Genomic DNA, 26350 nt, shown 5'->3' on the forward strand with positions numbered 1-26350 from the left:
GGTGTCTCGAGGAGACCACATGCCACTACGGCATGTGCAGCAACAGCAGCCAGGCGAGCCGACACCGTCAGTTGGTCGGCGGGTCGTAGTGGCCGGGCCGGACCTGGTAGTCCGACGGCGGACGGTACTCCGGCGGCGGCTGGCCGTAGCCGGGCGGCTGGCCGTGACCCGGCGGCGTGCCGTAGCCAGTGGGTGGGCCGTAGCCTGGCGGGGGCCCGTAGCCGGGCGGCGGCGCGCCGTAGTAGCCAGGAGGCGGTGGGCCGTAGCCGGGCGGCGGGCCGTAACCGGGCGGCGGCGGGGGCGGCGGGGATCCGCCGTACGGCCAGCCCGGCTGACCGCCGTAGGCGTACACCGGCGGGGGCGGCGGCGGTGGCGCGGTCAGCACCACCGGGATCGGCACCACCGGCTCGTCCGGGGCGTCCACCGGCCGCGTCACGCCGTCCGGGAAGGCCATCTGGTAGCGCTCGCCGTCCCAGGTCGCCGCCGGGGCCTGCGGATCGCGGCCGACGAACACCTGCCGGTAGCCGGCCAACGCGGTCAGCAGCCGGTGCTCCTCCTTGGCGTGCCGGGCCAACTGCTTCGGGGTGGACTCCAGACCACGGATCAGCGAGTCCCGCTGCAGTGCGAGCTTCGTCGCACCGGCCTGGAAGTCCCGCATCGCCCGCAGGCCGGGGTCACCGGCGACCCGTCGCGCCCAGCGCCGCGCGGAGTGCCGCCGGCCGAGGCTGCCCAGCGCGGCCACCTCCGGCGGGGTGAACCAGCCGGCGCGGACGTAGTCGGGCAGCACCCGTTCGGTGAGTCGGCCTTCCCAGCTGCGCAGCCACACCGCCAGGCCGACCATGCCGAAGAAGATCGGCACCATCAGCCCGATGTAGCCGTACAGCAGGATGAGGGTCTGCCCGGTCGCCTCGACCAGGGTCGGGATCAGGTTCCAGGCACCGTGCAGCATCATCGCCAGCAGCAGGCCGGCGGTCGGGGCGAGGACCCGGATGCGGCGGTCGGCGGTACGGGCGGCGATGCCCAGCCCCACGCCGGCCATCGAGGTGAACAGTGGGTGGGCGAACCCGGTGAACAGGATCCGCACGATGAAGATGGCGAAGACGTTCTGCGCGCCGGTCGCCGGGCCGTACTGTTCGGCGCCGGCGGCGTAGCCGTACCCGCCGAGGTAGAGGATGTTCTCCACCATCGCGAAGCCGATCGCCGACATGCCACAGTAGACGAGTCCGTCGGTGATGCCGGACCACTCCCGGCGGCGGGTCAGCAGCAGCAGGATCGGGCCGAGGGTCTTCGTCAGCTCCTCGATGAACGGGGCGACCAGCACCGCCACCAGCGCTTCCGAGTAGCCCAGGTTGTAGAGCAGATCCGCCGAGAAGTTGTTCACGTTCAGCGAGGCGTACGTGGAGACGAACGCGCCCCAGGCGAAGCAGAAGGCCAGGTAGCGCACCGGCTCCGGTTCGTACCGGTCCAGCCACAGGAAACAGGCGACCAGCACCGGTACGGGCAGCACCGCCGCGATGACGCCGACGGTCAACGCGACCGGGCCGATCGCCGTACCCAGGTAGACCAGGATGGCGACGCCGCAACCGGCGATCAGCACGACGATGCCGGCCAACGCCAGCCAGCGCAGCCAGACGCTGCGCCGCAGCCGACCGGCCGGCACGGCCTCGTCGGCCGGCGGGGCCGGCTCGACCTCGACCGACGCCGCAGCCGAGGCCGGCGGGGCCGGCTCGACCGCCGCGACCGGCTCGACTTCAGCCGAGGCGGGCGGGGCCGGCTCGACCGCCTCCGTCGGCCCGGTCGCCTCGGTCTCGGTCGGGTCCGTGCGGGGACGCTCCGGCGCGGAACCGCCGGACTGAGAGTCGACCATTGTGTCAGCCTAACCAGCCCGGTCCCACCGCGTGGATCACGTCTGCTCGTTGGCCGTCACGTCGCGGCCGAACGCCTCGCCGACCAGCCGTTCGACCTCGTCCGGCGCGGTGCCGCTGGCTCGGACCAGATCGCTCGCGGTGGCCCGGATCTGGGCGATCACCACGGAGCCGTTGAAGCCGACCCCCGACTCGTACGCCTCGGCGGCGCAGCGGGCCGCGTCCAGGGCCCGCCGCCGGGTGCGGGCCGGGTCGGCGCCGGCGTCGAGTTCGTACCGCAGGGTGCGGACCGCCTCGCCGAGGTGGCAGATCGCCGGCGGCAGACTGGGCGGCACCGGTTCCTGGTCGGTCAGGATCGACACCACCCGTCGGGACAGCACTCGGGAGTTGCGCAACCCACGGGTCAGGTACTCGGCGCTCTCGGCGTACTGGGCCAGTGGGGCGCGGGCCCGCCAGCGGGCCGGTGCCAGCACCGCGGTCTCGTGCCCGGCGTGGACGGCGTCGCGGAACGCGGACAACTCCTTCTCGGCGTCGTGCAGCCGTTGGGAGGCGGCCTGGGCGCGGCGGCGGTCCCCGGCGGCCAGCGCGTCGCCGGAGCGGATCAGCATGTCGCCGAGGATGTCGAGCGCCGGGTCGGCGGCGCGGCGCACGATGGTCAGTGGGTTCAGCGGCAGCAGCAGGATCAGCACCACCAGGCCGACCAGACCGCCGACCAGGGCGTCGATGAACCGGTCCGGATAGAAACTCTGGGTCGTCGGCAGCAGGGTGGCGACCAGGACCCCGGAGGACGCCGACTGGGTGACCAGGGCCGATCCGCCGCCGAGGAAGACGGCGGCGATCACCGCGAGCGGCACGATCAACGCCAGCTGCCAGGTGCCGGTGCCGATGGAGAGGATGATGGCGTCGCCGACCGCGATCCCGATCGCGACGCCGACGACCAGTTCGGCGGTACGTTTCAGCCGCTGGCCGATGGACGCGCTGAGGATGACGACCGCCGAGATCGGGGCGAAGATCGGCAGTTCGTGGCCGATCACCCGGTGGGAGATGAACCAGGCGATGGCGGCTGCCAGACCGGCCTGCAGGGCGAGGACGATGTTGGCGCGGACCCGTTCCGAGCGTTCCCGGAACTCCATCGACGCCCGGCTGCGGGTGACGGTCAGGATCGCGGCGAGGCGCGGGCCCGCCGCCGGGCGGGACGACTTTCCGGCGACGGCCATGCGCGCAGCGTACCGAGCGGAATTGCACCAAACCGGCGCATGCCTACATATCCCCCAGCCTGGTGGTGTCCCGCGCTGGTCGAGGCACCGCCCGGCTGGCTAGCCTGCGACCATGTCCGACCTCATCGACGCCCTCCGCGCGGTGCTGCCCGACGGTGCGGTGCTCACCGACCCCGACCTGCTGCGCTGCCACCAACGCGACGAGGCGGACCTCTGCGCCGCCGGCACCCCCGCCGTCGTGGTCCGGCCCCGCACGACCGCCGAGGTGGTCGCCACCGTCGGCGTCGCCGCCCGGTACGGCGTACCGGTGGTGCCGCAGGGGGCGCGGACCGGGCTGGCCGGCGCGGCGAACGCCGTCGACGGCGCGGTGGTCGTCTCCACCGTCGCGATGGACACGATCGTCGACGTCGACCCGGTCAACCGCACCGCCGTCGTCCAGCCCGGCGTGGTCAACGCCACGCTCGCCGCCGAGGTCGGCCGGCACGGGCTGCGCTACCCGCCGGACCCCGGCTCCTGGGAGTCGTCGACCATCGGCGGCAACGTCGCCACCAACGCCGGCGGCATGTGCTGCGTCAAGTACGGCGTGACCAGCGAGTACGTCATCGGCCTCGAAGTGGTCCTGGCCAGCGGCGAGGTGCTGCGGACCGGCCGGCGTACTGCCAAGGGGGTCGCCGGCTACGACCTGACCCGGCTGTTCGTCGGCTCCGAAGGCACCCTCGGGGTGATCACCGAGGTGACCGTCGCGCTGCGGCCCGCCGCCGACACCGCCCTCACCCTGGTCGCCGTCTTCGACTCCACCACCGCCGCCGGGGCCGCCGTCGCCGACATCGCCGCCGGTGGGCTCAGCCCCAGCCTGCTGGAACTGCTGGACCGCACCCACCTGCAGGCGATCGAGGCGTACCGGCCGATGGGGCTGCGCACGGACGCCGCCGCGCTGCTGCTCGCCTCGGTCGACACCGGCACCGCCGCCAGCGCCGACCTGGACCGGATCGCCCAGGTCTGCACCACGGCCGGCGCCACCGAGGTGTACGCCGCCAGCGACGCGGTCGAGGCCGCCGCCCTGCTGCAGGCCCGCCGGCTGGCCCACCCGGCGATGGAGCACTTCGCCGCCCGTACCTTCCCCGACGGCAGCGGCGGGCTGATCATCGACGACGTGGCGGTGCCCCGCTCGGCGCTGGCCCGGATGCTCGACGGGGTCGCCGCGATCGCCACCGCGCACGAGGTGCCGATCGGGGTGGTCGGGCACGCCGGCGACGGCAACCTGCACCCCAACATCGTGGTCGACCGCGCCGACCCGCAGAGCCTGGCCCGGGGCCGGGCCGCGTTCGACGTGATCATGCGGCTCGGCCTGGACCTCGGTGGCACCTGCACCGGCGAACACGGCGTCGGGCTGCTCAAACGGGACTGGCTGGCCGAAGAGATCGGCCCGGTCGGGATGCGGGTGCACCGGGCGATCAAGCAGGCGCTCGACCCGACCGGCCTGCTCAACCCCGGCAAGCTGCTCTGACCCGGCCCAGCGCAGACGCCGGCTGTGAGCTCCTGAGCCGGCCCAGCTCTGGTGCCGGCCGTCAGCCGGTGGCGATGCCGGTGTCCGTCGGCCAGTCCACGCCCCGGTCGGCGGCGAAGCCCCGCACGTCGGCGGCACCGAGCCGGGCCGCGTCCGCCGTCGCGTCGTCCGGCATCCGCTGCGACTGCAACTCTGCCGCCACCCGCGCCTGGTAGTGCTCCACCTCCCGGGCCCGGACCGCGTCGTCCCAGCCGAGCGCCCGGCCCATCACCTCGGCGGTGTGCTCGGCCGAGTCGTTGCCCCGGTGCGGCGTCTCGATCGAGATCCGGGTCCGCCGGGTCAGCACGTCGTCCAGGTGCAGCGCGCCTTCGGCGCGGGCGGCGTACGCGATCTCGGCGGCCAGATACTCCGGGGCCCCGGAGACCGGGCTGGCCAGCAGCGGATCGTCCCGGATCAGCGCCAGCAGCTCCACCGCGAGGTTGCCGTACCGCTCCAGCAGGTGCTCCAGCACCCCGACCGGTACGCCGTTGCGGCGGGCCACGTCCGCCCGGTCCCGCCACATCGCGGTGTAGCCGTCCGCGCCGAGCAGCGGCAACTGCGCGGTCCGCGACGGCCGGGCCACCCCGAGCCGGGCCGCCGCCCGGTCCACCACGTCGGCGGCCATCACCCGGTACGTCGTGTACTTGCCGCCGGCCACCAGCAGCAACCCGAGCATCGGCTCGACCACCGCGTGCTCCCGGGACAGCCGCGACGTGGAGTCCGCCTCGCCGGCCAGCAGCGGCCGCAGCCCGGCGTACACGCCCTCGATGTCGCGCGGCGTCAACGGCCGGTCCAGCACCGTGTTGACCTGGTCCAGCAGGTAGCCGATGTCCCGGTCCGAGGCCGCCGGGTGGGAACGGTCGAGCCGCCAGTCGGTGTCCGTGGTGCCGATGATCCAGTGCCCGCCCCAGGGGAGCACGAACAGCACCGACGTGGCGGTACGCAGGATCAGCCCCGCCTCACCGGTGATCGCCGACCGGGGCACCACCAGGTGCACGCCCTTCGACGCCCGTACCCGCAGACCGGGCCGGACCCCGACGTCGCCGAGCATCCGCGACACGTCGTCGCTCCACACCCCGGTGGCCGCGATCACGGTGCGGGCCCGTACCTCGAACTCGGCGTCCGGGTCCCCGGGCCGGGCCTCCATGTCCCGCACCCGGACCCCCGTCACCTCGCGGGCCTGCCGCAGCAGGCCGACGACGCGGGCGCTGGTCACCGTGGCCGCGCCCAGACTCGCGGCGGTCCGGGCCAGCGTCACGACCAGCCGGGCGTCGTCGACCTGGCCGTCGTAGTAGCGGATCGCGCCGGCCACCACGTCCGGCCGCAGGCTCGGGAACACCCGCCGGGCGCCTTCGCGGGACAGGTGCTGGTGCAGCGGCATGCCCCGGCCGCCGCCGAAGACACCGGCGAACACGTCGTACGCGGCGACACCGGCCCCGTAGTAGGCCCGTCGCCAGGCCCGGCCCGGCAGCGCCCGCACCCCGGGGGCGTCGCCGTGCGGCAACGGCACCAGGATCGGCACCGGCCGGACCAGATGCGGCGCGATCCGGGTGGCCAGCAGGCCACGCTCAGTGAGCGCCTCGTGGACCAGGCCCAGCTCCAACTGTTCCAGGTAGCGCAGGCCGCCGTGGATCAGTTTGCTGGACCGGCTGGACGTGCCGGCGGCGTAGTCGCGCGCCTCGATCAGCGCGACCTTCAGGCCACGGGAGGCGGCGTCGAGGGCGGCACCGGCGCCGGTCACGCCACCGCCGATCACCAGGACGTCGAACCGCTCGCTGCGCAGCCGACGCAGGTCGGCGGCACGACGGGTCACGGACAGCTGGCCGGCGGCATACCGGGAAACGGCTGGGTCACGCACCCGTCCACCGTAACCGCCCGCCTATCGTGGCGGACATGTCGCAGGTCCCCGGATTTCCCGGACACCCCTTCCCCGGTCATCCCTACCCCGTCGCGCCCTACCCGGCACCGGCCCCCGCCCCGAGCCCGTGGCCGGTGATCGCTGCCGTCGCCGTCGGGCTCTGGTCACTGGGCGTCACCGTGCTGGCGCAGGCCGGTGGCTGGCTCACCGACCAGGTCCTGCTCGCCAGCGGCCTGCCCCGGCCGGCGGTGGTGTGGCCGCTGATCGGACTCGGCAACGCGCTGCTGGTCGGGGTGCCGGCGATGCTGCTGGCCCTGGTCCCCCGGTCGACCGCGGTCCGGGCCACCGGCCGCGCCTGGCTGGTCGGCGCGTTCGCGCTCGCCGGGTTCGGGCTGATCCGGGCGCTTCCCGGCGCGCAGCACGAGCTGTACCTGCTGCTGCTCGCCGCGCTGGCCGCCGGTGGCGCACTGCTGCTGCGGACGCTACGCCGCCGCACCGCCACCCCTGCCGCTGAAGCCGCCCCCGCTGCTGAAGCGACCCCCGCCGCTGATGCCACCGCCGAAGCGGCCACCGCCGAAGCCGCGCCGGAACCGGCGGCCGGGCGGGACCGGCTGACGCCGACGCTGATCGCCGTCGCGGCCGGGCTGGTCATGCTGGTGCCATGGCTCTGGCTCGGTGCCCTCGGCGGGGTCGCGGAGACCCTGCTGGCGCTCGTCGCGGCCGCCGCCGTCGGCTGGTACGCCGTCGAGCTGCTGCCGCCCGGCTACTGGTCGGCGATCGGCGACACCGCGCGCGGCCCGTCGGCGGTGCGGACCGTGCTGGCCGGCGGCACGGTCGCCGGGGTCGGCCTGGCGCTGCTCGCCGCCGGGGTCGGCCAGCCCGGGGTGCAACTGGTCGCCCTGCTGGCGGTGCCGCCGATCGGCTACGCCGCCGCCGCGATCGTCTGGGCCACCCGCCGGACCGGCAGCGCCCCGGCAGGCGGCGCCGCAGCAGGCACCGATCGGGCCGGCACCTCTCGGGCCGGGCGCGGTATGGCCGGCAGCGCCCCGGTCGGCGTACTGGTCGGGTCGACCGTCGTCGGACCGCTCGCCTTCCTCGACGGCGAGGAGATCTCGCTGCTGCTGATCGGCCGGGACCTGCCCTTCTGGGCGGCGGTCGGAGCCGGCGTGGCGTGGGCGCTCGGCGTCGTACTCAGTGTGATCCTCGGCGTCGGACTCGGCCGGGCCGGTGCCGGCCGGCTCGGCACCGCGCCGGCCGGTAGCGTGCGGCCGCGCCGGATCGTCGCGGCCGTCGTGGTCGCGGTCCTCGCGGCGACCGGTACGGCGGTGTACCTCACCGCCGGGCAACCCGGCCTGTACGGCGAACGCCTCTTCGTGGTGCTGCGCGAACAGGCCGACCTGTCCGACGTCACCCGGGCCACCGGGCCGGCCGGCCGCGACGCCCGGATCGGCGAGGTCTACCGCCGGCTGGTCGACACCGCCGAGTCCAGCCAGGCCGGCCTACGGGCCGACCTCGACCGCTGGGGCCTGTCGTACACCCCGTACTACCTGGTCAACGCGATCGAGGTGGACGGCGGCGCGGCGGTACGGGCGTGGCTGTCGCGCCGCGCCGACGTCGACCGGGTGCTGCTCAGCCCGCAGCTGCGGCCGCTGCCCGCCCCGGTCACCGGCGACGGCGGCGACGAGCCGGCCCCGTCCTCACCACAGTGGAACATCACGATGCTCGGTGCCGACGAAGTCTGGTCCGAGCTCGACGTCGACGGGTCCGGGATCGTCGTCGGCTCCTCCGACTCCGGAGTGGACGGTAGGCATCCGGCGCTGGCCGAAGGGTTCCGGGGCGGCGACGACTCCTGGTACGACCCGTGGAACGACACCCGTACGCCGACCGACAACAACGGACACGGCACCCACACACTCGGCTCGGCGGTCGGTGACACCTCCATCGGGGTCGCCCCCGGCGCCTCCTGGGTGGGCTGCGTCAACCTCGACCGCAACCTCGGCAACCCGGCCCGCTACCTGGACTGCCTGCAGTTCATGCTGGCACCGTTCCCGGCCGGCGGCGATCCGCTGCGCGACGGGCGACCGGAGCGGGCACCGCACGTGCTGACGAACTCGTGGGGCTGCCCGGAGCTGGAAGGCTGCGATCTCGACTCGCTGGCGCCGGCGACGCAGGCGCTCGCCGCCGCCGGGCTGATGATGGTGGCCGCCGCCGGCAACACCGGCCCGTTCTGCGGCTCGGTCGACGACCCGCCGGCCCCGTACGCCGACGTGCTGACCGTCGGCGCGGTCGACAGCGACCGTACGGTGACCGATTTTTCCAGCCGGGGTCCGGCGCCGCAGGGCGACGTCAAGCCGGACCTGGTCGCCCCCGGCGCGGCGGTGCTGTCGGCGATGCCCGGCGGCGGGTACGCGGCCCTCGACGGCACGTCGATGGCGGCACCCCACGTCGCCGGCGTGGTGGCGCTGATGTGGTCGGCCAACCCCGCACTGATCGGCGACCTGGAACGCACCGACGAGATCCTGCGGCAGACCGCCGGCGACGCGTCGACCGGGTTCGCCGACCCCTGCGGCGACCGGGCGAACCTGACCGGAGCCGGCCTGGTCGACGCGTACGCCGCGGTCGAGGCCGCGCAGGCAGCCGGTTAAGGTCGACGGTCGTGGAACGCGACGCATCCTCAGGTCAGGACGCCCCGGCAGCCGGGTTCACCATCGAGGAACTGACCGACCGGCACCGGTCGGCGGTCGTCGAGCTGTGCCGCGACGCCCTCGACCTGCCCGCCGACGCCGCCGAGGCCGCGCAGATCGTCGACCGGCTGCACCCGGCACCGCCCGCGCTGGCGGCCGATGACGCCGCCGGGCTCAGCCGCCGCCGGACCGTCGCCCTGGTCGCCCTGGTCGACCAGACGGTACGGGGCGTGGTGCTGGGTTCGCTGGCACACCGGGACCCGGCGGTGGGGCACGTCGACCTGATCGCCGTACATCCGGATTTTCGCCGCCACGGCCTGGGTCGGACGCTGCTGGGCCGGGCGGAGAGCGCGTTGGCCGTGCGGGGTGCCGCTGAGGTGCTGCTCGCCGGCAACCCGCCGTACTACGCCTGGCCGGGCGTGGACGTGCGGTACACCCCGGCGGTCTGCCTGGCGATGGCGTGCGGCTACCAGCAGGACCGGACCGCCTGGAACATGACAGCCGACCTGTCCGCCACGGACTCCCCGGCGCTGCGGGACACCGCCCCGGCGCAGCAGCGGCTGGCGGCTGCCGGCATCACGGTACGTCGGGCCACCGCCGCCGACGTACCGGCGTTGGTGGCGTTCACCCGGACCACGTTCGGCGACGCGTGGGCCGCCGAGGTCGCCCAGTCGGTGGGGCGGGCCGGGGCCGGCTGCCACCTGGCGGTACGTGAGCCCGCCGCCACCGCTTCTGGTGCCGCTTCCGCCGACGGCCCGGTCGAGGTGCTCGGCTTCGCCGCGTACGGCTCCTCACGGCCCAGCTGGTTCGGCCCGATGGGGACGGCACCGACAGCGCAGGGCCTCGGCATCGGCGCGTTGCTGCTGCGGCGGTGTCTGCAGGAGCAGCGGGCAGCGGGGCACCACCAGGTCGAGATCGGCTGGGTGGGCCCGGTGCCGTTCTACGCCTCGGCCGCCGGCGCCCGCATCGAACGGGTCTTCTTCCTGTACCGCAAACAGCTCTGACCCGACTCCGACCCCCGCCCCCACCCCCGCCCCCACTCTCCCGACCACCCACCCTCCCACCCATGATCGCGACGATCTTGCGCTTATCGTGGAACAAAGTGGACATTTCTTCGCGATAACTGCAAGATCGCGGCGATCATCGGGGGGCAGGCAGGCGGACAGGCCGCAGGGGCGGTCACCGGTGGAGGGTTGTGCACCTCTGCCGGTGACCGCCCCTGCGGTCGATGTCGAGCTGTCGAGCTGGACTCAGAAGTCCATCTCGCCGCCGCCCGGCGCACCCGCCGGGGCCGGGTTCTTCTCCGGCTTGTCCGCCACCACAGCCTCGGTGGTGAGGAACAGCGCGGCGATCGACGAGGCGTTCTGCAGCGCCGACCGGGTCACCTTGGCCGGGTCGATGATGCCGGCCTTGAGCAGGTCCACGTACTCGCCGTTGGCGGCGTTGAGGCCGTGGCCCGGCTCCAGGTTGCGGACCTTCTCCACCACGACGCCGCCCTCGAGGCCGGCGTTGACGGCGATCTGCCGCAGCGGGGCGTCCAGCGCGATCTTGACGATCTGCGCGCCGGTCGCCTCGTCGCCGACCAGGTCGAGCTTGTCGAACGCGGTCTTGCCGGCCTGCACCAGGGCGACACCACCACCGGGGACGATGCCCTCCTCGACGGCGGCCTTGGCGTTGCGCACCGCGTCCTCGATGCGGTGCTTGCGCTCCTTGAGCTCCACCTCGGTGGCGGCGCCGACCTTGATCACCGCAACGCCACCGGCCAGCTTGGCCAGCCGCTCCTGCAGCTTCTCGCGGTCGTAGTCGGAGTCGCTCTTCTCGATCTCGGCCCGGATCTGGTTCACCCGGCCCTGAATCTGCTCGGCGTCACCGGCACCGTCGACGACCGTGGTCTCGTCCTTGGTGACCTGGACCTTGCGGGCCCGGCCCAGCATGTCGATGGTCACCGCGTCGAGCTTGAGGCCCAGTTCCTCGCTGACGACCTGGCCGCCGGTGAGGATCGAGATGTCGGTCAGCATCGCCTTGCGGCGGTCGCCGAAGCCGGGGGCCTTGACGGCAACCGACTTGAAGGTGCCGCGCACCTTGTTGACGATCAGGGTGGCCAGGGCCTCACCCTCGACGTCCTCGGCGATGATCAGCAGCGGCTTGCCCGACTGCATGATCTTCTCCAGGATCGGGAGCAGGTCCTTGACCGAGGAGATCTTGCTGTTGACGATCAGGATGTAGGGGTCGTCGAGGACGGCCTCCATCCGCTCCGGGTCGGTCCAGAAGTAGGGCGAGATGTAGCCCTTGTCGAAGCGCATACCCTCGGTGAGCTCCAGCTCCAGGCCGAAGGTGTTGCTCTCCTCGACGGTGATGACACCTTCCTTGCCGACCTTGTCCATCGCCTCGGCGATGATCTCGCCGACGCTGGAGTCCCCGGCCGAGATCGACGCGGTGGAGGCGATCTGCTCCTTGGTCTCCACGTCCTTGGCGAGCTTGCTCAGCTCCTCCGAGACGTTGGCCACGGCAGCCTCGATGCCCCGCTTCAGGGCCATCGGGTTCGCGCCGGCCGCGACGTTGCGCAGGCCTTCGCGGACCAGCGCCTGGGCCAGGACGGTCGCCGTCGTCGTGCCGTCACCGGCCACGTCGTCGGTCTTCTTGGCGACCTCCTTGACCAGCTCAGCGCCGATCTTCTCGTACGGGTCCTCGAGCTCGATCTCCTTGGCGATGCTCACACCATCGTTGGTGATGGTGGGGGCTCCCCACTTCTTTTCGAGCACGACGTTGCGGCCCTTGGGGCCGAGCGTCACCTTGACGGCGTCGGCGAGGGTGTTCATGCCCCGCTCGAGGCCGCGGCGCGCCTCTTCGTCGAACGCGATCATCTTGGCCATACGGCGTTGTCCTCCTGGACGCTCGCGGCATCGGAGCCGGTCGGCTCCGGTATGCCGCCTGCTTTACGCACCTTCGGACGTCACTACCTGGCGACAGTGACGTCCGCCGGCCGGGCCGGATAGCCCGCGACGACCGGCCAGCCCCCACGGCTCCGCTCCAGGGAACCGCGGTGGTGGCCCCACCGCCCCGACCATTGGCACTCCCGGTTCGCGAGTGCCAATCCTTGTTTAGCACTCTCCCCTGTCGAGTGCAAGCGAACGGCGGGTTGCCGGCACCCCCGAGGAGAGGCCTCGGCCGGCCGACGGCCGCACCCACGGCCGCACCCACGCACGAAACCGCGCACGAAACCGCGCACGAAACCGCGCACGAAACCGCGCACGGAACCGCGCACGGAACCGCGCACGAAAAAAGGCGCCGGCTCCGCGAGGAGACCGACGCCCTGACAGGTACGGACGTGTGGTGCGACCGGGCGGCGCCGGGTCGGCGCCCCCGGCGATCAGCCGACGAGTCGGACCCGTTCGGCCTGCGGACCCTTCTGACCCTGGCCGACCTCGAACTCGACCCGCTGGCCGTCTTCGAGCGCCTTGTAGCCGTCCATCTCGATCGCGGAGAAGTGGACGAAGACGTCCTGACCTCCGTCGACCGCGATGAAGCCGTAGCCCTTTTCGCTGTTGAACCACTTCACGGTGCCCTGTGCCACGGTGCACTTCCTCACTTCTGTCGCGCCGGGCCTCCTGCCGGCCATGGGCAGGCGTGACTCGCCCACCCGGTCGCCCGTCCGAACGCTGAGTAGCGACGCGCGAACGGAGCGACCGAAATCGCACGCTACACGAGACGCGACGGCGCTGCACTACCCCAAATGGGGACATTAGGTCACGCTCACGTCCCACTGACTCCGCCTGTCGTTGACCATGTGTGTTCCGTACACCGCAGAACGTGAGGTCCGGGCGGCACCGCGCCGCCGGTGCCCGCGCGGCCCGCCGACCGGATCGCGCGGCCCCACGACACGACCACCGACGCGGTGGCCAACGACACCCGGTGGCCGCCGGCATCGGCCTGCTCGTCGTGCTCTCCGCGTTCACCGGGGCCCTGCCCGGCGACGCCGGTACGCCGCCACCCCGCCAGCCCGGCTGGACCGTCCCCGGCGACGACCACCGGACCGTCCTGCTCCGCGAGGGAGAGATCACGCTGCCCGACGACGGGTTCTACTCCTGGGCCGCGCTGAACCGGCGCACCGGGCTGCTCACCGGGTCGGCCAACTACACCGCGCAGAGCGACACCATGTCCCTGATCAAGGCCTGGCTGGCCGCCGACGACCTGCGCCGCGCCGACGAACAGGGACTGCTGCCCCGCGCCCCACGACTGGCCGAACTGTCCGCGATCATCCGCGACAGCGACAACCCGGGCGCGGACGCCACCTACGCCCGGGTAGGCGGCGAGGACTCGATCCACCGGATGGTGCGCGTCTGCGGCCTGACCGACACCGCCCCGGTCCTCGACCGGTGGAGCAACACCGTCGTCTCCGCCCGCGACCTCGCCCGGCTCGGCCGGTGCATCGCCGACGGCCGGGCCGCCGGGCCGCAGTGGACCCCCTGGCTGCTCGGCGAGATGCGCGCGGTACGCGGCGAGGGCGACTTCGGGCCCCGCGACGCCCTCACCCCCGAGTACGCCGCCACCGTCGCCATCAAGAACGGCTGGCTGCTGCGCGACGAGGACGACCTGTGGCACATCAGCTGCCTGGCGATCGGCGAACACTGGGTGATCGGGGCGCTGGCCCGTTACCCCGGCGAGCAGGGGTTCGACCACGGCGTCGGCTTCTGCCGGCAACTCGGTGCGGCGCTACTGCTGGTGGCCTGATAAGCAGATACCCGTGAACGAGGTTGCGACAGGCAGGGCGACGGTACGCCGGATCGGTCCCGACGACGCCGGGCGGATGCGGGCGCTGCGGCTGGAGATGCTGGCCGACTCGCCGCTGGCGTACCTCGAGACCCTCGCCGACGCGGCCGCCCGCCCGCACGACGAGTACGCGGCGAGGGTCGCCCGCGCCGCCACCGGCACCGCGCTGGCCCAGTTCGTCGCGGAGGCCACCGCCGGACCGGCGCAGCAGCGTCCCGCCGGACCGGCCCAGCGGCGCACCGCCGGCCGGTTCGTGGCCCACGCCGGGGCGCACGCCGCCAGCGACGATCCGGCGGTCACCGTGCTGTACGCCGTCTACGTCAGCCCGCCCTGGCGCGGGCAGGGGCTGCTCGGCGCCCTGGTCAACGCGGTCGCCGACTGGTCTCGTGCGGCGGGCCGCCCGCAGCTGCTGCTGGAGGTGGTGGTCGGCAACGACCGGGCGCTGCGGGCGTACCAGCGGCTCGGGTTCACCGACACCGGGGTCCGCCTGCCGCACCCGACGCTGCCGGACCTGACCGAGCTGCAGATGCGCCGCCCGGCCTGACCCGCACCTGCGGCGGCCCCGACGGCACCAGCGCCGACGGCGGACCGGGCAGCCACCCGAGGCGTGGATCCCGGTTGGTACACAGGATCAGGTGACGATCATCAGCGCTGCGGCGCTGCGTACCCACATCTCGGAGCTGACCCGGCGCGGGCCGCGACATCACACCAACCCGGCCGCGACCGGCCCGGTCCTCGACTACCTGACCGGGCGTCTGTCGGATTCCGGTCACCGGGTGGTCGTCGAGCGGTACGGCGACGCCCCGCACCAGGTCAACCTGATCGCCGACGCGGGCCGGCCGGCCGACGGGCCGATCGTCGAGGTCTGTGCCCACTGGGACACGGTGGCCGGCAGCCCGGGAGCCGACGACAACGCCAGCGGGGTGGCCGGGCTGCTGGAGGTCGCCCGGGTGCTGGCCGCCGACCCGCCGGCCCGGCGACCCCGGTTCTGCCTGTTCGGCGGCGAGGAGGACGACGTGCCGTTCACCGGCAGCCGGGCGCACGTCGCCCGGCTGGGCAGCGACGGCGTACCGGTCGCCGGGGCGGTCGTGCTGGAGATGATCGGCTACCGCGACGCCACTGTGGGCAGTCAGCGGATCCCGGCCGGGCTGGGCGACATGCTGGGCGACGTCGACGGGCTCGACCGGGGCGACTTCGTCGCCGTGGTCGGCAGCATCGAGTCCAGCCAGTGGTTGGCCGCCTTCCAGGCGGCCGGCTGGGTCCAGGAGCCGTCGCTGCCGGTGGTGCCGCTGCCGGTGCCCCGGCGGCAGGGCGGCGACGTCGCCCGCAGCGACCACGTGCCGTACTGGGACGCCGGGCTGCTCGCCGTGATGGTCAGCGACACCGCCGACTTCCGCAACCCGCACTACCACCGGCCGACCGACACCCTGGACACCCTCGACCTGGGTTTCGCGGCGGCGGTGGCGACGGCGGTCGCCGACGCGGTACGCACGCTGTCGCGCTGACCGACGCGGTACGCACGCGCCTCGCGCTGACCGGCCGGCGGGGCGATCCGCCGGCCGATCGGGCCTGCACGGGACGTCGATGCCACGCAGTCGGCTCAGCGGTGCCGGCGGGACTGGACGATGCGGAACCGGCCGGCGACGTACGCCCCGTCGGTCAACGCCGCATTGCCGGCGGCGTTGGCGCCGGTGGCGTGGAAGTCGGAGAAGGCCGCCGACTGGTTGACGAACACGCCGCCAGTCAGGTTCGTCGACAGGTGCACGCCGACGTCGACCGCCGCCGCCTCGACCTCGTCGAGCACCCGCTCGTCGGTCGAGTGGACGCCGGCGGTCAGCCCGCCACGGGTGCCGACGGTCCGCCGGAAGATCTCGATGCTCTGCGCGGTGGAGGCGGTGGCCACGACGAAGGCCACCGGCCCGAACCACTCCCGGCCGTAGGTCTCCTCGGCCGCCGCGTCCAGCTTGACCAGCAGCGGGGTACGGACCACCGCGTCCGGGTGGGCCGGGTGGGCGAGCTCGCGCGACTCCAGGACCGGTTCGCCCAGCTTCGCGGCGTCGGCGAGCCGCTGCAGTACGCCGTCGTCGCCGATCGCCCCGATGATCTCGACCGCGCGGCCCGGGTCGCCGGTCAGTTTGCCGATCGCGGTGGCGATGCCGGCGGCCACCTCGTCCAGGCTCTTGTGACCCTGGTCGGTGTCGATGCCGTCGGCGGGCACCAGGATGTTCTGCGGGGTGGTGCACATCTGTCCGCTGTAGAGCGACAGGGAGAAGGCAAGGTTGCGGCACATGCCGGCGAAGTCCGCCGTGGAGTCGACGACGACCGTGTTGACGCCGGCCTTCTCGGTGTAGACGCTGGCCTGCCGGGCGTTGGCCTCCAGCCAGTCGCCGTACTCGGTGGAGCCGGTGAAGTCGACGATGCGCACCTGCGGGTGGGTGGCGAGGACGGTCGCCAGCCGCTCGTCCGGCGCCTCGGCCGCCAGCTGCACCAGGTCCGGGTCGAAGCCGGCCTCGGCGAGCACCTGTCGGGCGTACCGGACGGTGATCGCCAGCGGCAGCACCGCGCCCGGGTGCGGCTTGACCACCACCGGATTGCCGGTGACCAGGGAGGCGAACAGTCCCGGGTAGGAGTTCCAGGTCGGGAAGGTGCGGCAGCCGATCACCAGGGCGACGCCGCGCGGCACCACGTGGTACGTCTTGGTCATCCGCAGCGGTTCGCCCCGACCGGCCGGCTTGGACCAGTCGGCGGTGTCCGGGTGGCGGGTCATTTCGGCGTACGCGTACGCCACCGCCTCCAGCGCCCGGTCGAAGGCGTGCGTCGCGCCCGCCTGGAAGGCCATCACGAACGCCTGGCCGGTGGTGAACTGCACCGCGTTGGCCAGCTCGAAGGAGTGCGCGTGCAGCCGGGCCAGGATCTCCAGGCAGACCCCGGCCCGGGTACGGGGGCCGGCGTCGCGCCAGTCGGGCAGCGCCGCGCGGGCGGCGGCGATCAGCTGGTCGACGTCGGGGCGCGGATACCGTACGCCGAGTTCGACGCCGAACGGGCTGCGCTCGGTGGCGACCGGGCCGCCGGTGGCGCTGGCCTGGTCCAGTGGGAAGTCCTGGCCGAGGTAGCCACGGAACGCGGTGGCGCCCTCGTCCGCAGCGTGTTCGCCGTAGATCCGTGGGCTCGGCGACTCGGGGTACGCCGACCAGTAGTCCCGTTCGGTGATCGCGGTCAACGCACGGGCCAGGGTGTCGGCGTGCGTGACGTACAGGGGGTGCGGGGTCTCCGTCATGCACGCCATCATGCCGCAACCGGCCGGCCGGGTGGCGGCACCGACGGCCGGACCGGATGCCTCAGATGGTCTGCTGCCAGTTCTGCCAGATGTCGACGGCCCGGTAGCCGATCGCCTCGTTGATGGCGATCATGTGGCGGTTGCTGTCGGCGTTCCAGGTGTCGATGACCCGCAGCGCCGGCTCGTGCCGCGTCACCAGCCGCAGGTTCTCGATCTTGACGATCAGCCCGAGCCGGTGGCCGCGATGGTCCGGGTCGACGATGGTGATCTGCTGGATGGCGTGCCAGTCGGGCGTGGCCGGACAGGTGATGTGGGTCCAGGCGACGATCCGCCCGCTGTCGACGTGCCGGGCGACGACGTGGTAGCCCCGGACGCCCTGGGCGCGGCGGAACGCCTCGAACTCGCGGATCCGGGCGGCGTCGACCTGCTCGGCCTCCCATTGCAGGTCGCCCATTGGCGCGTCGGTGACCAGCCGGCCGTCGAGGTAGGCGATGTCGTCGAGGTGGGCGTCGGGGACCTCGCCGGCCCAGGTGAGCAGTTCGTAGCCGGCGGCCCGTGGCAGGCTGTCGGCGAGCAGCGCGTCGAGCGCGGCGGCGTCGACCGTGTCGATGTCGAGTCGGCGACGGACATCGACCAGTGCGGACTTGGCACCCAGCGACTGCGCGAAGGCGGTCGGCGCCGGGTCCCGGACCACACCGCCCGGCATGGTGTCCGGCGAGTGCCCCATGATCCGGGTCCGGCCGGCGGCGCGGACCTGCGCCACCCCGTACGCGTACAGTGCCCGCCCCACGCCGCGCCGTCGGTATTCGGGCAGCACCTGGATGTCCAGGCCGGCATTGTCCAGGTTGTCCAGCAGCGGGTACTCGATCTTGATCAGCCCGACCGGGACGCCGTCGAGGTACGCGAGGGCATGGTCGATCCGTTCGTCCTTGCGCTGGAAGCCGATGGTGGCCTCGAACCACTGGCGGGGTGATGGCGGCATGTCCGGTACGTGAACCGAGGCGGCCTTGATCCCGTACGCCTGATCGACGGTGGTCGGATCGGCGGGATCCAGCGGGGTGATGGTGATGTCCATGCCGTCGAGGGTGACGGGGTGGAGCCGCCCGCGCGACCGATTTACCGACACCTGGCGTGATCGGCAACCGCGCCAACTCGGGGCGGACGTTGGTCGGGAGGGCGCTCGCACAGCACCGCCGGCGCTGTTGGTCGTTGGACCTCAGGGTTGAGATTGTTGCCAAGCTCTGTCGAGGCCCTTACGGCGAGTCGCCCTCCCGCACGGAGCATCCTGCGCGGTGCAAGTGCAGTCGTCAAGACCCCGCTGGCGTGTTTTCTCAACCTATGGCAAAACTCTGACTACGGACCGCACACAGCACATCGGCCGATCGGCGCACGCCGACCGGCCGATCAAGGGATTGACCGCTGTTCAGCCGGTCAGCCGAGGAGTCCCGCCTCGCGGACTGAGCGCAACGACGGCTTGACCCGGTGCGTCGGCCCGACCAGTCCGGCCACCGCGTCGATCGTCTTCAGACCCTCACCGGTGTTGTAGACGACCGTCTCCGCTGCCGGGTCGAGCCGACCGGAGTCAACCAGCTTCTTCAGCACCGCCGTGGTCACCCCGCCGGCGGTCTCGGCGAAGACCCCGGTGGTCCGGGCCAGCAGCCGGATCCCGGCGCGGATCTCGTCGTCGTCGGCGTAGTCCATCCAGCCGCCGGTCCGCCGGACCGCCTCGAGCGCGTACAGCCCGGCCGCCGGGTCGCCGATGTTGAGCGACTTGGCGATCCCGGTCGGCTTCACCGGCACGATCGCGTCGGTGTCCCGGTGCAGCGCGGTGGCGATCGGGTTGCAGCCGGCCGACTGGGCGCCGAACACCCGCCAGCCGTTGGCCGGCGCCTCGACCAGGCCGATCTCGACCAGCTCGGCGAACGCCTTGTCGACCTTGGTGAGCAGCTCACCGCTGGCCATCGGGATCACCACCTGCTCGGGGATCCGCCAGCCGAGCTGCTCGGCCACCTCGTAACCGAGAGTCTTCGACCCCTCGGCGTAGTACGGCCGCACGTTGACGTTGACGAACGCGGTGTCGGCGAACTCGTCGGTCTCCACCAGCTCACTGCAGAGCCGGTTCACGTCGTCGTAGGAGCCGTCGATCGCGACCAGCTCCCCGCCGTACACGGCGGTGGTGACGATCTTGCCGGGCTCCAGGTCACCGGGGATGAAGACGATCGACGGCACGCCGGCGCGGGCCGCGTGGGCGGCCACCGAGTTGGCCAGGTTGCCGGTCGAGGCGCAGGCGAACCGGGAGAAACCGAGCGTACGGGCGGCGGTGAGGGCGACCGAGACGACCCGGTCCTTGAACGAGTGGGTCGGGTTGGCGCTGTCGTCCTTGACCCACAGCGGCCCGGTGATGCCCAGCTCGGCGGCGAGCGCGGCGGCCGGGACCAGCGGGGTGAACCCGGGGTCCAGGCTGACCCGGGTGGCCGGGTCCTGCCCGGCGGGCAGCAGCGGGGCGTACCGCCAGATGTTGGCCGGGCCCGCCTCGATGTCGGCCCGGGTGACGCGGGCGATGGCCGCCGGGTCGTAAGCGACCTCCAGCGGCCCGAAACACTCGTAACACGCGTGCTGCGCGGCGAGCGGATACTCGGTGCCGCAGCCACGGCAGACCAACGCCCGCGCCGGGCTGGCGGAGCTGACGGTAGCCGAGTCGGAACTGGTGGTTGCGTCGATCAGCGACGTCATGCGAGGCCGTCCTCTCATCTTCCCCTGCGCCGCACGTTGCGACGGGGACGGAATTGGCACCTGCCGCGCCTGGCCTCGGGCGATCCGGTCGCCGAGCGGGTCGTGCGGGGTGGTTGCCGGGGCTTCGTCGGGCCGTGTCCCTCTGCCCCTCTGGATGAGGTATGAAGTTGTGTTTCCAGCGAGTGTACGGGCGTGGACAGCTCAGGGCACCTGGTCGTCCCGAGGTGTGAGCAAGCCCGCACCCGGTGCCACCGCGCCGGACTCCGGCACCGCACCACCCGCCTGCGCCGCCGCGCCGGCCTCCGCGACCGCGGCCGCCACCATCGTCAGCACCTCGTCGAGCAGTGGCGGCGGCGCGGCGATCGTGGCCGACGAGTCGAGGGTGTGCGGCGTACCGTCGACGTCGACGACCGCCGCCCCGGCCTCGCGGGCGATGAGGGTGCCGGCGGCCATGTCCCACGGCTTGTTCGACAGGGTGATCGACACGTCGGTGCGGCCGTCGGCGACCCAGACCAGGTCGATCGCGGCCGACCCGAGCATCCGCACCCGCAGGGCACGGTGGGCGACCTGCCGGGTGAGCGCGAACCGGACGGCGTTGCGCTCCCCCGACCCTGCCCCGACCCCGTAGTCACCGAGGTTGGCCAGCGCGTCGGACAGCCGCGCCGCACCCCGGATCCGGATCGGCTCGCCGTCGCGCCACGCGCCGCCACCGGCGGTCGCGGTGTACCGGGCGGCCAGCAACGGCAACTCGACCACGCCAACCACCGGGCGGCGGTCGCGGACCAGGGCCAGGGACACCCCGCACAGCGGTACGCCGTGCGCGAAGTTGACCGTGCCGTCGATCGGGTCCAGCACCCACTGCTCGCCGTCGGTCGCGGCACCGCTGGTGCCCTCCTCTTCGCCGAGGAACCCGATGTGCGGGGTCCGTTCGGCGAGGAAGGTCCGCAGGTCCCGCTCCACCGCGAGGTCCACTTCGGAGGCGTAGTCCCGGTCGCCCTTGCCGGCCAGCCGCCCCGGCTCGCGGGTCCGCATCAGTTCCGCCCCACGGGCGGCCGCCTGCACGGCGACCGCAAGCAGGTCGTCCAGTGACGCCATCGGGTCAGAAACTCGCGGCGTAGCCGCGGCTGGACTCGATCGCGCTCTGCGCCAGCGCCGCCGCCTCGGCCAGCTTCTGCTTGGCCTGCTCCACCTTGGCGATCGTCTCGGCCACCTGCGAGTGGCTCGACCCGCTGGTGATCGCCCGCAACGCGGCCCCGCTGCTGCTCAGCGCCTCCGCGCTCGCCCGGATCGCACCGACCTGCTGGCCGAGCTCGTCACCGAACCGGGCGACCCCTGCCTTGACCTCTTCGACCGAACCCACGCGCACACCCTCCCCATCGGACGACGTCCCGTCCGGTACGACGCTACCGGACCGGCGCCGCCACCCGGCACGACAGTAACTCACAGTGATAACAGACGGTCGTGACGTGACCTGACACGACCCGACCGCCACGCTCGTGACGCAGCGTCGACCGCGCGGTCCGCCTGTGTTCCACCGTCCGTAGTGGAGCACGCGAAAACACAGGCCAGCACCGGATTTCTCGCCACCGGGTGACGGGTGCCGCAGCACCACCGGCGACGTGGCGGCAGCCGCGCGCCCAGCTGCGGCGGGCATGTTTCGACGATCACCGTCGGCAACGATAGAGTGGGGCCGGACCGTGTGGGACAGACCACGCTCGAGGGTACGGAGTTTGCCGTGGGACAGGGTCGCAGTCATCGAGGCACGCTGGTCGAGTCGGATCGCCGACGGCCGGCCCGGGTACGGCGGACACCGCACACCGCCGCACCCGTCGGCTCGACGGTCGAGCATGCGCTCCGGCGCTTCATGCAGCTCGGTTCGGTCGGCGGCGTCGACGACCGCGACCCCGAGCCGGGCCCGCTGCGGGTCGGCTGAGGCCGACCCGGCTCACAGTTCCCGCACCCGGCGGGTCAGCACGACCGAGATCGCCGCGAACAGGACGACGGCGACGGCCAGCATGCCGAGCGCGGTCGGCCACATCGCCTGCCAGCCGAACAGCGCACCACTACGCAGGCAGGAGATTCCGTAGGTCACCGGGTTCACCACCGACAGCCACCGGAGCACCTCCGGCATCTGCTCCACCGGGTAGAACGACGGGCTGGAGAAGAGCAGGAACGGACCGAGCACGTTGATCAGCACCATGAACCGCTGAAAGTCGCGAACGAGTGACGCGAACAGCAGATAGAGGCCGTTGAACGTCAGCGACACCACGACCGTACCCGCCCCGAGGGCGGCCCAGTTGGCCAACGGCCAGCCCAGGTCGAACAACAGCACCCCGACGAGCAGGGCGGCCACGCTCTGCGCGATCACCAGACCGGTGGTGGCGAGGATCTTCCCCGCGATGTAGCCCGCCCGGCTCATCGGATAGGACCACAGCTCGACCGCCATCCCGCCCATCTCCTCCTGGAACAGGGAGGTCCCGGTGGTCGTGGTCGCGGCGAGCATCGACGACAGCATGATCGCGGGGATGGCGAACTCGGCGTACCCGACGCTGATCCCCTGGTACGTGACGCTGCCGACCAGTTTCGTCAGCGACGTGGCGAACAGCAGCAGGTAGATGGCGGTCGGCAGCACCGCCAGCAACAGGTTGGTGCGGTTGCGGGTCAACAGCAGGAACTCGCGGTAGACGATCGCCCGCAGACCGCTGCGGCCCCGCAGCCGCACCCGGTCGGCCCGGCGGGCGGACGGCGCGACCTGGGGCGTCCCGCCTCGGGTGGGCGCGACCAGCACCGATCCGGTCGACGGTGTCGTGGCGTTCACGCGGTCACACCTTCCCGGCCCTGATCCACCAGGGCGACGTAGGCATCTTCGAGTGACGGGGTACGGAACTCGATCGTGGCGCCCCGTACCGCAGCGCCTCGAACGAGGTCGATCACGCTGGGCAGATGGTCGTCGGCCCCAGCGGCATCGAGGGTGAAGGCGGCCTCGTCGGCGGCGGTGACGCGGGCCGCCGGGAGCAGTGCCTGCAGCCGGTCACGATCCTCCACGTCCGGTAGCCGCACCAGAACCGACTGTTCGCCGTACCTGGCGACCAGCGTGGCGGGCGCGTCGTCAGCGGACAGTCTCCCCCGGTCGATGATCAGCACCCGGGAGCAGTTCCGTTCGATCTCCTCGATGTAGTGACTGGTCCAGATGATCGTGGTGCCGTGTTCGACGTTCAGCTTCGCGATCAGTTCCCACATCTGCCGCCGCCCCTGGACGTCGAGCCCGGCGGAGGGCTCGTCGAGGATCAGCAGGCTCGGCACGGTGAGCAACGCCCGGACCAGTTGCAGGCGACGCCGCTGCCCGCCGGAGAGGGTGAACGCCAGTTGCCCGGCGACCTCCTGCAGGTCGAACAGGGACAGCATCTCGTCGACCCGGCGCCGCACGTCACGCCAGCGCAGCCCGCGGAACGCCGCCGCGATCCTTACCTGGTCGATCGCGGGCAGCATGTTGTCCATCGGTCCCGACTGGTGCACGGCGGCGATCGCCTGCTTCACCGTGGCCGCGTCGGCGATCGGGTCCCCACCGCACACCGTCAGCGCACCCGCCGACCGGGACGTGATGCCGCACATGAGTTTCACCAGGGTCGTCTTACCGGCCCCGTTCGGGCCGAGCAGGCCGATCACCTCTCCCTGGTCGAGGGTGAACGAGACGTCGGACAGCGCCGGACGGGACATGGCCTGGTACTTCTTCGTCAGTCCGGCGGCAACGACGATCGCGGTCATCAGCTGCCTCCACCAGTGGTTTGGACCGGGACCGGGACCACCGCCCGGAGCACGGCCGAAAGCGCGGCCAGTGGGGAAACGCGGACCCGGGGCGGTCCGCAGCGCACCCGTACCTCGGCCAGTTCCGGCGGGATGAGGTACCCGGGAAGATCGTCGTCGAGCTGGCCGAAGGAACCACCGACGACGATCTGTGTACCGGGGGGCAGCGGCCCGTCGACGACCTCGCCGACGGCGTGTACCGCGTGCTCGGTGACCCCGACGCAGGGCCGGTCCGCCAACTCCGCCCGCAGCTCGGCCAGGACCACGGCGTCCACTCCGATGCCGTACGCCGGTCTGACACGCACCCGCCAGCCGGCCGGCAGGCCCGACGGCGGCCCGGTCGACGGATCGTCGGTGATGATCCAGACGGTCACCGGCAGGTCGACGGCGGCGGCCGGCGGCACGGCCCGGCCGGCGGGCGGCCACCGGCGGGGCGCGGGGCGGGCGACGATCCCGGGGACGACACCGACGACATCCGCCATCGGCATCGGCGGGTCGAACAGGTCGCGGCTGTCGCCCGCCGTCGTCACCCAGTCGTCGACGAGCGCATGTACGCGGTGCAGCACCAGTTGGTCGCGGTAGCGCACCGCCACGACGTCACCGGGGCGTAGCCCGCTGTCGGGGACAGGGTGGACCTGGACCCGCTCGCCCGGCTGGAGCGTGGGATGCATGCTCCGGCCGTCGACCGGCACGGTGACGCGGCCGAACTTCCGTAGCCCCTGTGCGATCAGGTCGATCGGGACGATGCTGGCCGGCTCAGGAGCCGGCGGCGGAGGGGTCCGGGCCGGATGGCTCGACGCGGATGAGGCCCTGCGCTGCGAGCTGCTCGATGAACCGACCAGTGTCGTCGGCGATGAGGCCGCGTTGGTTGTCATCCTCTGCTCCGAATTCCTCGGCGAGACCGGCCACGATGGCATCCTCGTCGCCGGTCTGGACCAGCTGTCGCCAGATGGCCGCCGCAGTGGCGTTGAGGGTCTGGAACTCTCCAGCTGTGGTGTCGTAGATCTGGATCTCGTCCGGCGAATCGACCCAGACGACGCTGGGACTGACCACCCACCCCATCACGACCTCCGGACAGCGGTGACCGGCAGTTGTCGCCGGTGTGCGGGTTGCGGCTGGGACGTGGCGCCGGCTGACGGGGCGAGCAGCGCGGCTTCCTTCTTCCAGTCCTCGTAGACCGGGTGCACGCTGCCGGTAGCGATCATCAGTGGCAGGAACGCCTCGTCCTCGTTGCTCAGTACGGTCTCGCGGCCGGCGCCGGCCGCGACCCACATCGAAGTGATCATCTGATGTCGCAACACCCGGCACAGCGCTCGCGAGTTGCGCTTCAGGTCACCGGTCGCTGCCATGTGGTACGCCCGGCAGCCGCCCGCGCAGGCCCCACGGATGTAGCAGCGACGACAGTCGGCGAGATTGTCGCCGGCAAAGACGGCGCTCGTGCGCAGATCAGCGAGCATCGGCGACCCGAACAGTTCCCGTAGCCCGGTGCTGCGGATGTTGCCTACCTTGTGGTGGCGTTCGGTGACGAGCTTGCACGGGTACACGTCGCCGAGCGAGTTGACGTAGATCTCGTTGCCGCCGATACCGCAGTTGATTTTCGTGTCGCACGATCGCTGTCCGAGCGGACCGTCGGGCAAGAGGTTCTGTGCCCGCGGATCGGTCCAGACGAACCGGTGTGCGGTCTGGTAGCCGGACCAACCGAACGACGAGTCGTCGGTCGCTCCCCTACCGAGACCGCTGTGATGCATCAGGCGTACGTGCGCGACGTCGATGTCCGCGAAAAGGACGGACAGGTCAGCGAGTTCGCCGACGTTGTCCTCAGAGACCACATGATTGATCATTGGGCGCACACCGAAGGTGTTGAGCATCCGCAGGGCGTCGACGGTCTTGGCGAAGGTCCCCACGCCCCGGGTCCGCTCGTGGGTCTTCGCCGTTCCCCCGTCGATGCTGACGGTCACTCCGGCGAACGTTTCCGCGACCCGCCGGGCCGTCTCAGGTTTGCGGATGAGCGTCGCGTTGGTAATGATGTTCGCCTGCATTCCGAGTTCCCGGACCCGGCCGGCGACCTCGAAGAGGTCCCGACGCAACATCGGCTCGCCACCGGTGAAGATGATCGTCCTGGCACCCATGTCCGCAGACTGTTCGACCAGTTCAAGCGACTCCCGGGTGTCCAGTTCGCCCGGCAGCCGCTTCTCGGAGGAGGCATAGCAGTACGGGCAGCGCAGATTGCACCCATCGGTGATCGCGTAGTAGACAAGTTTCAGCGGAGCGTCGACTTGCCGCAGCTCAGGCCGCTGGCCGGGCAGATAGACCAGCCGCGCCATCACCAACCTGGCGAGGAGACGCTCGGTTCGATCCGGCTCATCCCCGCCAACTGGGAGGTCGTTCGCCAACCGCCGCAGTACCTCGATCTCGAATTCGTCCAGGATCTGCCAGGCACCTATCTCAGGGTTGACGACGAGATTGCGACCACCGTCCCGAAAATAGACAAGATCCGCCGGAACCGAGTCGGACGACAGGAACCCGACAAGCATGATCACCACCTTTTGAGAGCGGAAGCGGTCGGGCGGTTCCGACACTTGCGACTACCGCCCGA

22 protein-coding genes and 1 riboswitch are annotated in these 26350 nt (G+C 72.2%); of the genes, 7 read left to right on the forward strand and 15 right to left on the reverse strand.

All coding sequences use genetic code 11. The features are described from left to right. Positions 1-67: 67 nt before the first annotated feature. Entirely contained in the window at positions 68-1867 is a 1800-nt protein-coding gene (locus tag O7608_RS00635; protein WP_289208137.1) for a PrsW family intramembrane metalloprotease, read from the reverse strand. A gap of 36 nt (positions 1868-1903) precedes the next feature. After that, positions 1904-3082 (reverse strand): FUSC family protein, encoded by a 1179-nt coding sequence (locus O7608_RS00640; protein ID WP_289208138.1) that lies wholly within the window; start codon positions 3080-3082, stop codon positions 1904-1906. A gap of 112 nt (positions 3083-3194) precedes the next feature. Between O7608_RS00640 and O7608_RS00645 the strand changes: the two genes are divergently transcribed. Next, positions 3195-4589 (forward strand): FAD-binding oxidoreductase, encoded by a 1395-nt coding sequence (locus O7608_RS00645; RefSeq protein WP_289208139.1) that lies wholly within the window; start codon positions 3195-3197, stop codon positions 4587-4589. A 61-nt stretch (positions 4590-4650) separates the two neighbouring features. On the opposite strand, the gene O7608_RS00650 is transcribed toward O7608_RS00645, so the two are convergent. Next, on the reverse strand, positions 4651-6486 hold the full coding sequence (locus tag O7608_RS00650) for a glycerol-3-phosphate dehydrogenase/oxidase (protein WP_289208140.1): 1836 nt from the start codon (positions 6484-6486) through the stop codon (positions 4651-4653). Positions 6487-6521: 35 nt separating this feature from the next. Between O7608_RS00650 and O7608_RS00655 the strand changes: the two genes are divergently transcribed. Next, entirely contained in the window at positions 6522-9131 is a 2610-nt protein-coding gene (locus O7608_RS00655; protein ID WP_289208141.1) for a S8 family serine peptidase, read from the forward strand. Positions 9132-9142: 11 nt separating this feature from the next. Further along, positions 9143-10174: a GNAT family N-acetyltransferase gene (locus O7608_RS00660; RefSeq protein WP_502959160.1), complete on the forward strand. Its 1032-nt coding sequence runs from the start codon at positions 9143-9145 to the stop codon at positions 10172-10174. 246 nt (positions 10175-10420) lie between these two features. Here the strand turns inward: O7608_RS00660 and groL are convergent, their stop codons facing one another. Together groL and O7608_RS00670 are read right to left on the reverse strand one after the other, a co-directional pair. After that, entirely contained in the window at positions 10421-12043 is a 1623-nt protein-coding gene (groL, locus tag O7608_RS00665) for a chaperonin GroEL (RefSeq protein ID WP_289208142.1), read from the reverse strand. A gap of 497 nt (positions 12044-12540) precedes the next feature. Next, on the reverse strand, positions 12541-12744 hold the full coding sequence (locus O7608_RS00670; RefSeq protein ID WP_289208143.1) for a cold-shock protein: 204 nt from the start codon (positions 12742-12744) through the stop codon (positions 12541-12543). A 338-nt stretch (positions 12745-13082) separates the two neighbouring features. Between O7608_RS00670 and O7608_RS00675 the strand changes: the two genes are divergently transcribed. The 3 genes from O7608_RS00675 to O7608_RS00685 all read left to right on the forward strand — a co-directional run bounded on the left by O7608_RS00675 (position 13083) and on the right by O7608_RS00685 (position 15445). Beyond that, a complete protein-coding gene (locus tag O7608_RS00675) occupies positions 13083-13901 on the forward strand; it encodes a serine hydrolase (RefSeq protein ID WP_289208144.1) in 819 nt (272 codons plus the stop codon). Positions 13902-13977: 76 nt separating this feature from the next. After that, positions 13978-14484 carry a GNAT family N-acetyltransferase gene (locus tag O7608_RS00680; RefSeq protein WP_289211147.1) on the forward strand — a complete coding sequence of 169 codons (507 nt, stop codon included), beginning with the start codon at positions 13978-13980 and terminating at the stop codon, positions 14482-14484. Positions 14485-14575: 91 nt separating this feature from the next. Continuing rightward, entirely contained in the window at positions 14576-15445 is an 870-nt protein-coding gene (locus tag O7608_RS00685) for a M28 family peptidase (protein WP_289208145.1), read from the forward strand. 95 nt (positions 15446-15540) lie between these two features. Here O7608_RS00685 and paaN read toward each other — a convergent pair whose 3' ends face one another. The 5 genes from paaN to O7608_RS00710 all read right to left on the reverse strand — a co-directional run bounded on the left by paaN (position 15541) and on the right by O7608_RS00710 (position 21310). Next, positions 15541-17217, reverse strand: a complete 1677-nt coding sequence (gene paaN, locus O7608_RS00690; protein ID WP_289208146.1) for a phenylacetic acid degradation protein PaaN — start codon at positions 17215-17217, stop codon at positions 15541-15543. A gap of 61 nt (positions 17218-17278) precedes the next feature. After that, complete coding sequence (locus O7608_RS00695) at positions 17279-18292, reverse strand: GNAT family N-acetyltransferase (RefSeq protein ID WP_289208147.1); 1014 nt, start codon at positions 18290-18292, stop codon at positions 17279-17281. Positions 18293-18648: 356 nt separating this feature from the next. Further along, positions 18649-19950, reverse strand: coding sequence for a threonine synthase (gene thrC, locus O7608_RS00700; protein WP_289208148.1), 1302 nt, complete (start codon positions 19948-19950; stop codon positions 18649-18651). An 11-nt stretch (positions 19951-19961) separates the two neighbouring features. Next, positions 19962-20111, reverse strand: a riboswitch (SAM riboswitch). 40 nt (positions 20112-20151) lie between these two features. Beyond that, positions 20152-21045: an inositol monophosphatase family protein gene (locus O7608_RS00705; protein ID WP_289208149.1), complete on the reverse strand. Its 894-nt coding sequence runs from the start codon at positions 21043-21045 to the stop codon at positions 20152-20154. Between the two features lie 4 nt (positions 21046-21049). Continuing rightward, positions 21050-21310 carry a hypothetical protein gene (locus O7608_RS00710; protein ID WP_282225283.1) on the reverse strand — a complete coding sequence of 87 codons (261 nt, stop codon included), beginning with the start codon at positions 21308-21310 and terminating at the stop codon, positions 21050-21052. Between the two features lie 375 nt (positions 21311-21685). On the opposite strand from O7608_RS00710, the gene O7608_RS00715 reads away from it, so the two are divergent. Then, positions 21686-21883, forward strand: a complete 198-nt coding sequence (locus tag O7608_RS00715; protein ID WP_289208150.1) for a hypothetical protein — start codon at positions 21686-21688, stop codon at positions 21881-21883. Between the two features lie 12 nt (positions 21884-21895). On the opposite strand, the gene O7608_RS00720 is transcribed toward O7608_RS00715, so the two are convergent. From O7608_RS00720 to stsB, 5 genes are all read right to left on the reverse strand, one after another. Next, complete coding sequence (locus O7608_RS00720; protein ID WP_289208151.1) at positions 21896-22768, reverse strand: ABC transporter permease; 873 nt, start codon at positions 22766-22768, stop codon at positions 21896-21898. Further along, the gene (locus O7608_RS00725; RefSeq protein ID WP_289208152.1) at positions 22765-23715 is read right to left on the reverse strand and encodes an ABC transporter ATP-binding protein; all 951 of its coding nucleotides are present in this window, start codon (positions 23713-23715) and stop codon (positions 22765-22767) included. Before O7608_RS00725 ends, O7608_RS00720 begins: the two co-directional genes overlap by 4 nt. Then, complete coding sequence (locus tag O7608_RS00730) at positions 23715-24425, reverse strand: S24/S26 family peptidase (protein WP_289208153.1); 711 nt, start codon at positions 24423-24425, stop codon at positions 23715-23717. Before O7608_RS00730 ends, O7608_RS00725 begins: the two co-directional genes overlap by 1 nt. An 85-nt stretch (positions 24426-24510) precedes the next feature. Then, on the reverse strand, positions 24511-24816 hold the full coding sequence (locus O7608_RS00735) for a PqqD family protein (RefSeq protein ID WP_289208154.1): 306 nt from the start codon (positions 24814-24816) through the stop codon (positions 24511-24513). Continuing rightward, complete coding sequence (gene stsB / locus O7608_RS00740; protein WP_289208155.1) at positions 24816-26288, reverse strand: StsB family radical SAM/SPASM domain sactipeptide maturase; 1473 nt, start codon at positions 26286-26288, stop codon at positions 24816-24818. The genes O7608_RS00735 and stsB overlap by 1 nt, the downstream gene beginning before the upstream one ends. Between the last annotated feature and the right edge of the window lie 62 nt (positions 26289-26350).

The sequence above is a fragment of the Solwaraspora sp. WMMA2056 genome (assembly GCF_030345095.1).
GTDB lineage: Bacteria > Actinomycetota > Actinomycetes > Mycobacteriales > Micromonosporaceae > Micromonospora_E.

Coding starts and splice junctions, on each gene's coding strand:
- O7608_RS00725 (WP_289208152.1), bottom strand. CDS start 23,715: ATGACCGCGATCGTCGTTGCCGCCGGACTGACGAAGAAGTACCAGGCC.
- O7608_RS00635 (WP_289208137.1), bottom strand. CDS start 1,867: ATGGTCGACTCTCAGTCCGGCGGTTCCGCGCCGGAGCGTCCCCGCACG.
- O7608_RS00735 (WP_289208154.1), bottom strand. CDS start 24,816: ATGGGGTGGGTGGTCAGTCCCAGCGTCGTCTGGGTCGATTCGCCGGAC.
- O7608_RS00730 (WP_289208153.1), bottom strand. CDS start 24,425: ATGCATCCCACGCTCCAGCCGGGCGAGCGGGTCCAGGTCCACCCTGTC.
- O7608_RS00705 (WP_289208149.1), bottom strand. CDS start 21,045: ATGGCGTCACTGGACGACCTGCTTGCGGTCGCCGTGCAGGCGGCCGCC.
- paaN (WP_289208146.1), bottom strand. CDS start 17,217: ATGACGGAGACCCCGCACCCCCTGTACGTCACGCACGCCGACACCCTG.
- O7608_RS00695 (WP_289208147.1), bottom strand. CDS start 18,292: ATGGACATCACCATCACCCCGCTGGATCCCGCCGATCCGACCACCGTC.
- groL (WP_289208142.1), bottom strand. CDS start 12,043: ATGGCCAAGATGATCGCGTTCGACGAAGAGGCGCGCCGCGGCCTCGAG.
- O7608_RS00640 (WP_289208138.1), bottom strand. CDS start 3,082: ATGGCCGTCGCCGGAAAGTCGTCCCGCCCGGCGGCGGGCCCGCGCCTC.
- O7608_RS00680 (WP_289211147.1), top strand. CDS start 13,978: ATGCGGGCGCTGCGGCTGGAGATGCTGGCCGACTCGCCGCTGGCGTAC.
- thrC (WP_289208148.1), bottom strand. CDS start 19,950: ATGACGTCGCTGATCGACGCAACCACCAGTTCCGACTCGGCTACCGTC.
- O7608_RS00645 (WP_289208139.1), top strand. CDS start 3,195: ATGTCCGACCTCATCGACGCCCTCCGCGCGGTGCTGCCCGACGGTGCG.
- stsB (WP_289208155.1), bottom strand. CDS start 26,288: ATGCTTGTCGGGTTCCTGTCGTCCGACTCGGTTCCGGCGGATCTTGTC.
- O7608_RS00655 (WP_289208141.1), top strand. CDS start 6,522: ATGTCGCAGGTCCCCGGATTTCCCGGACACCCCTTCCCCGGTCATCCC.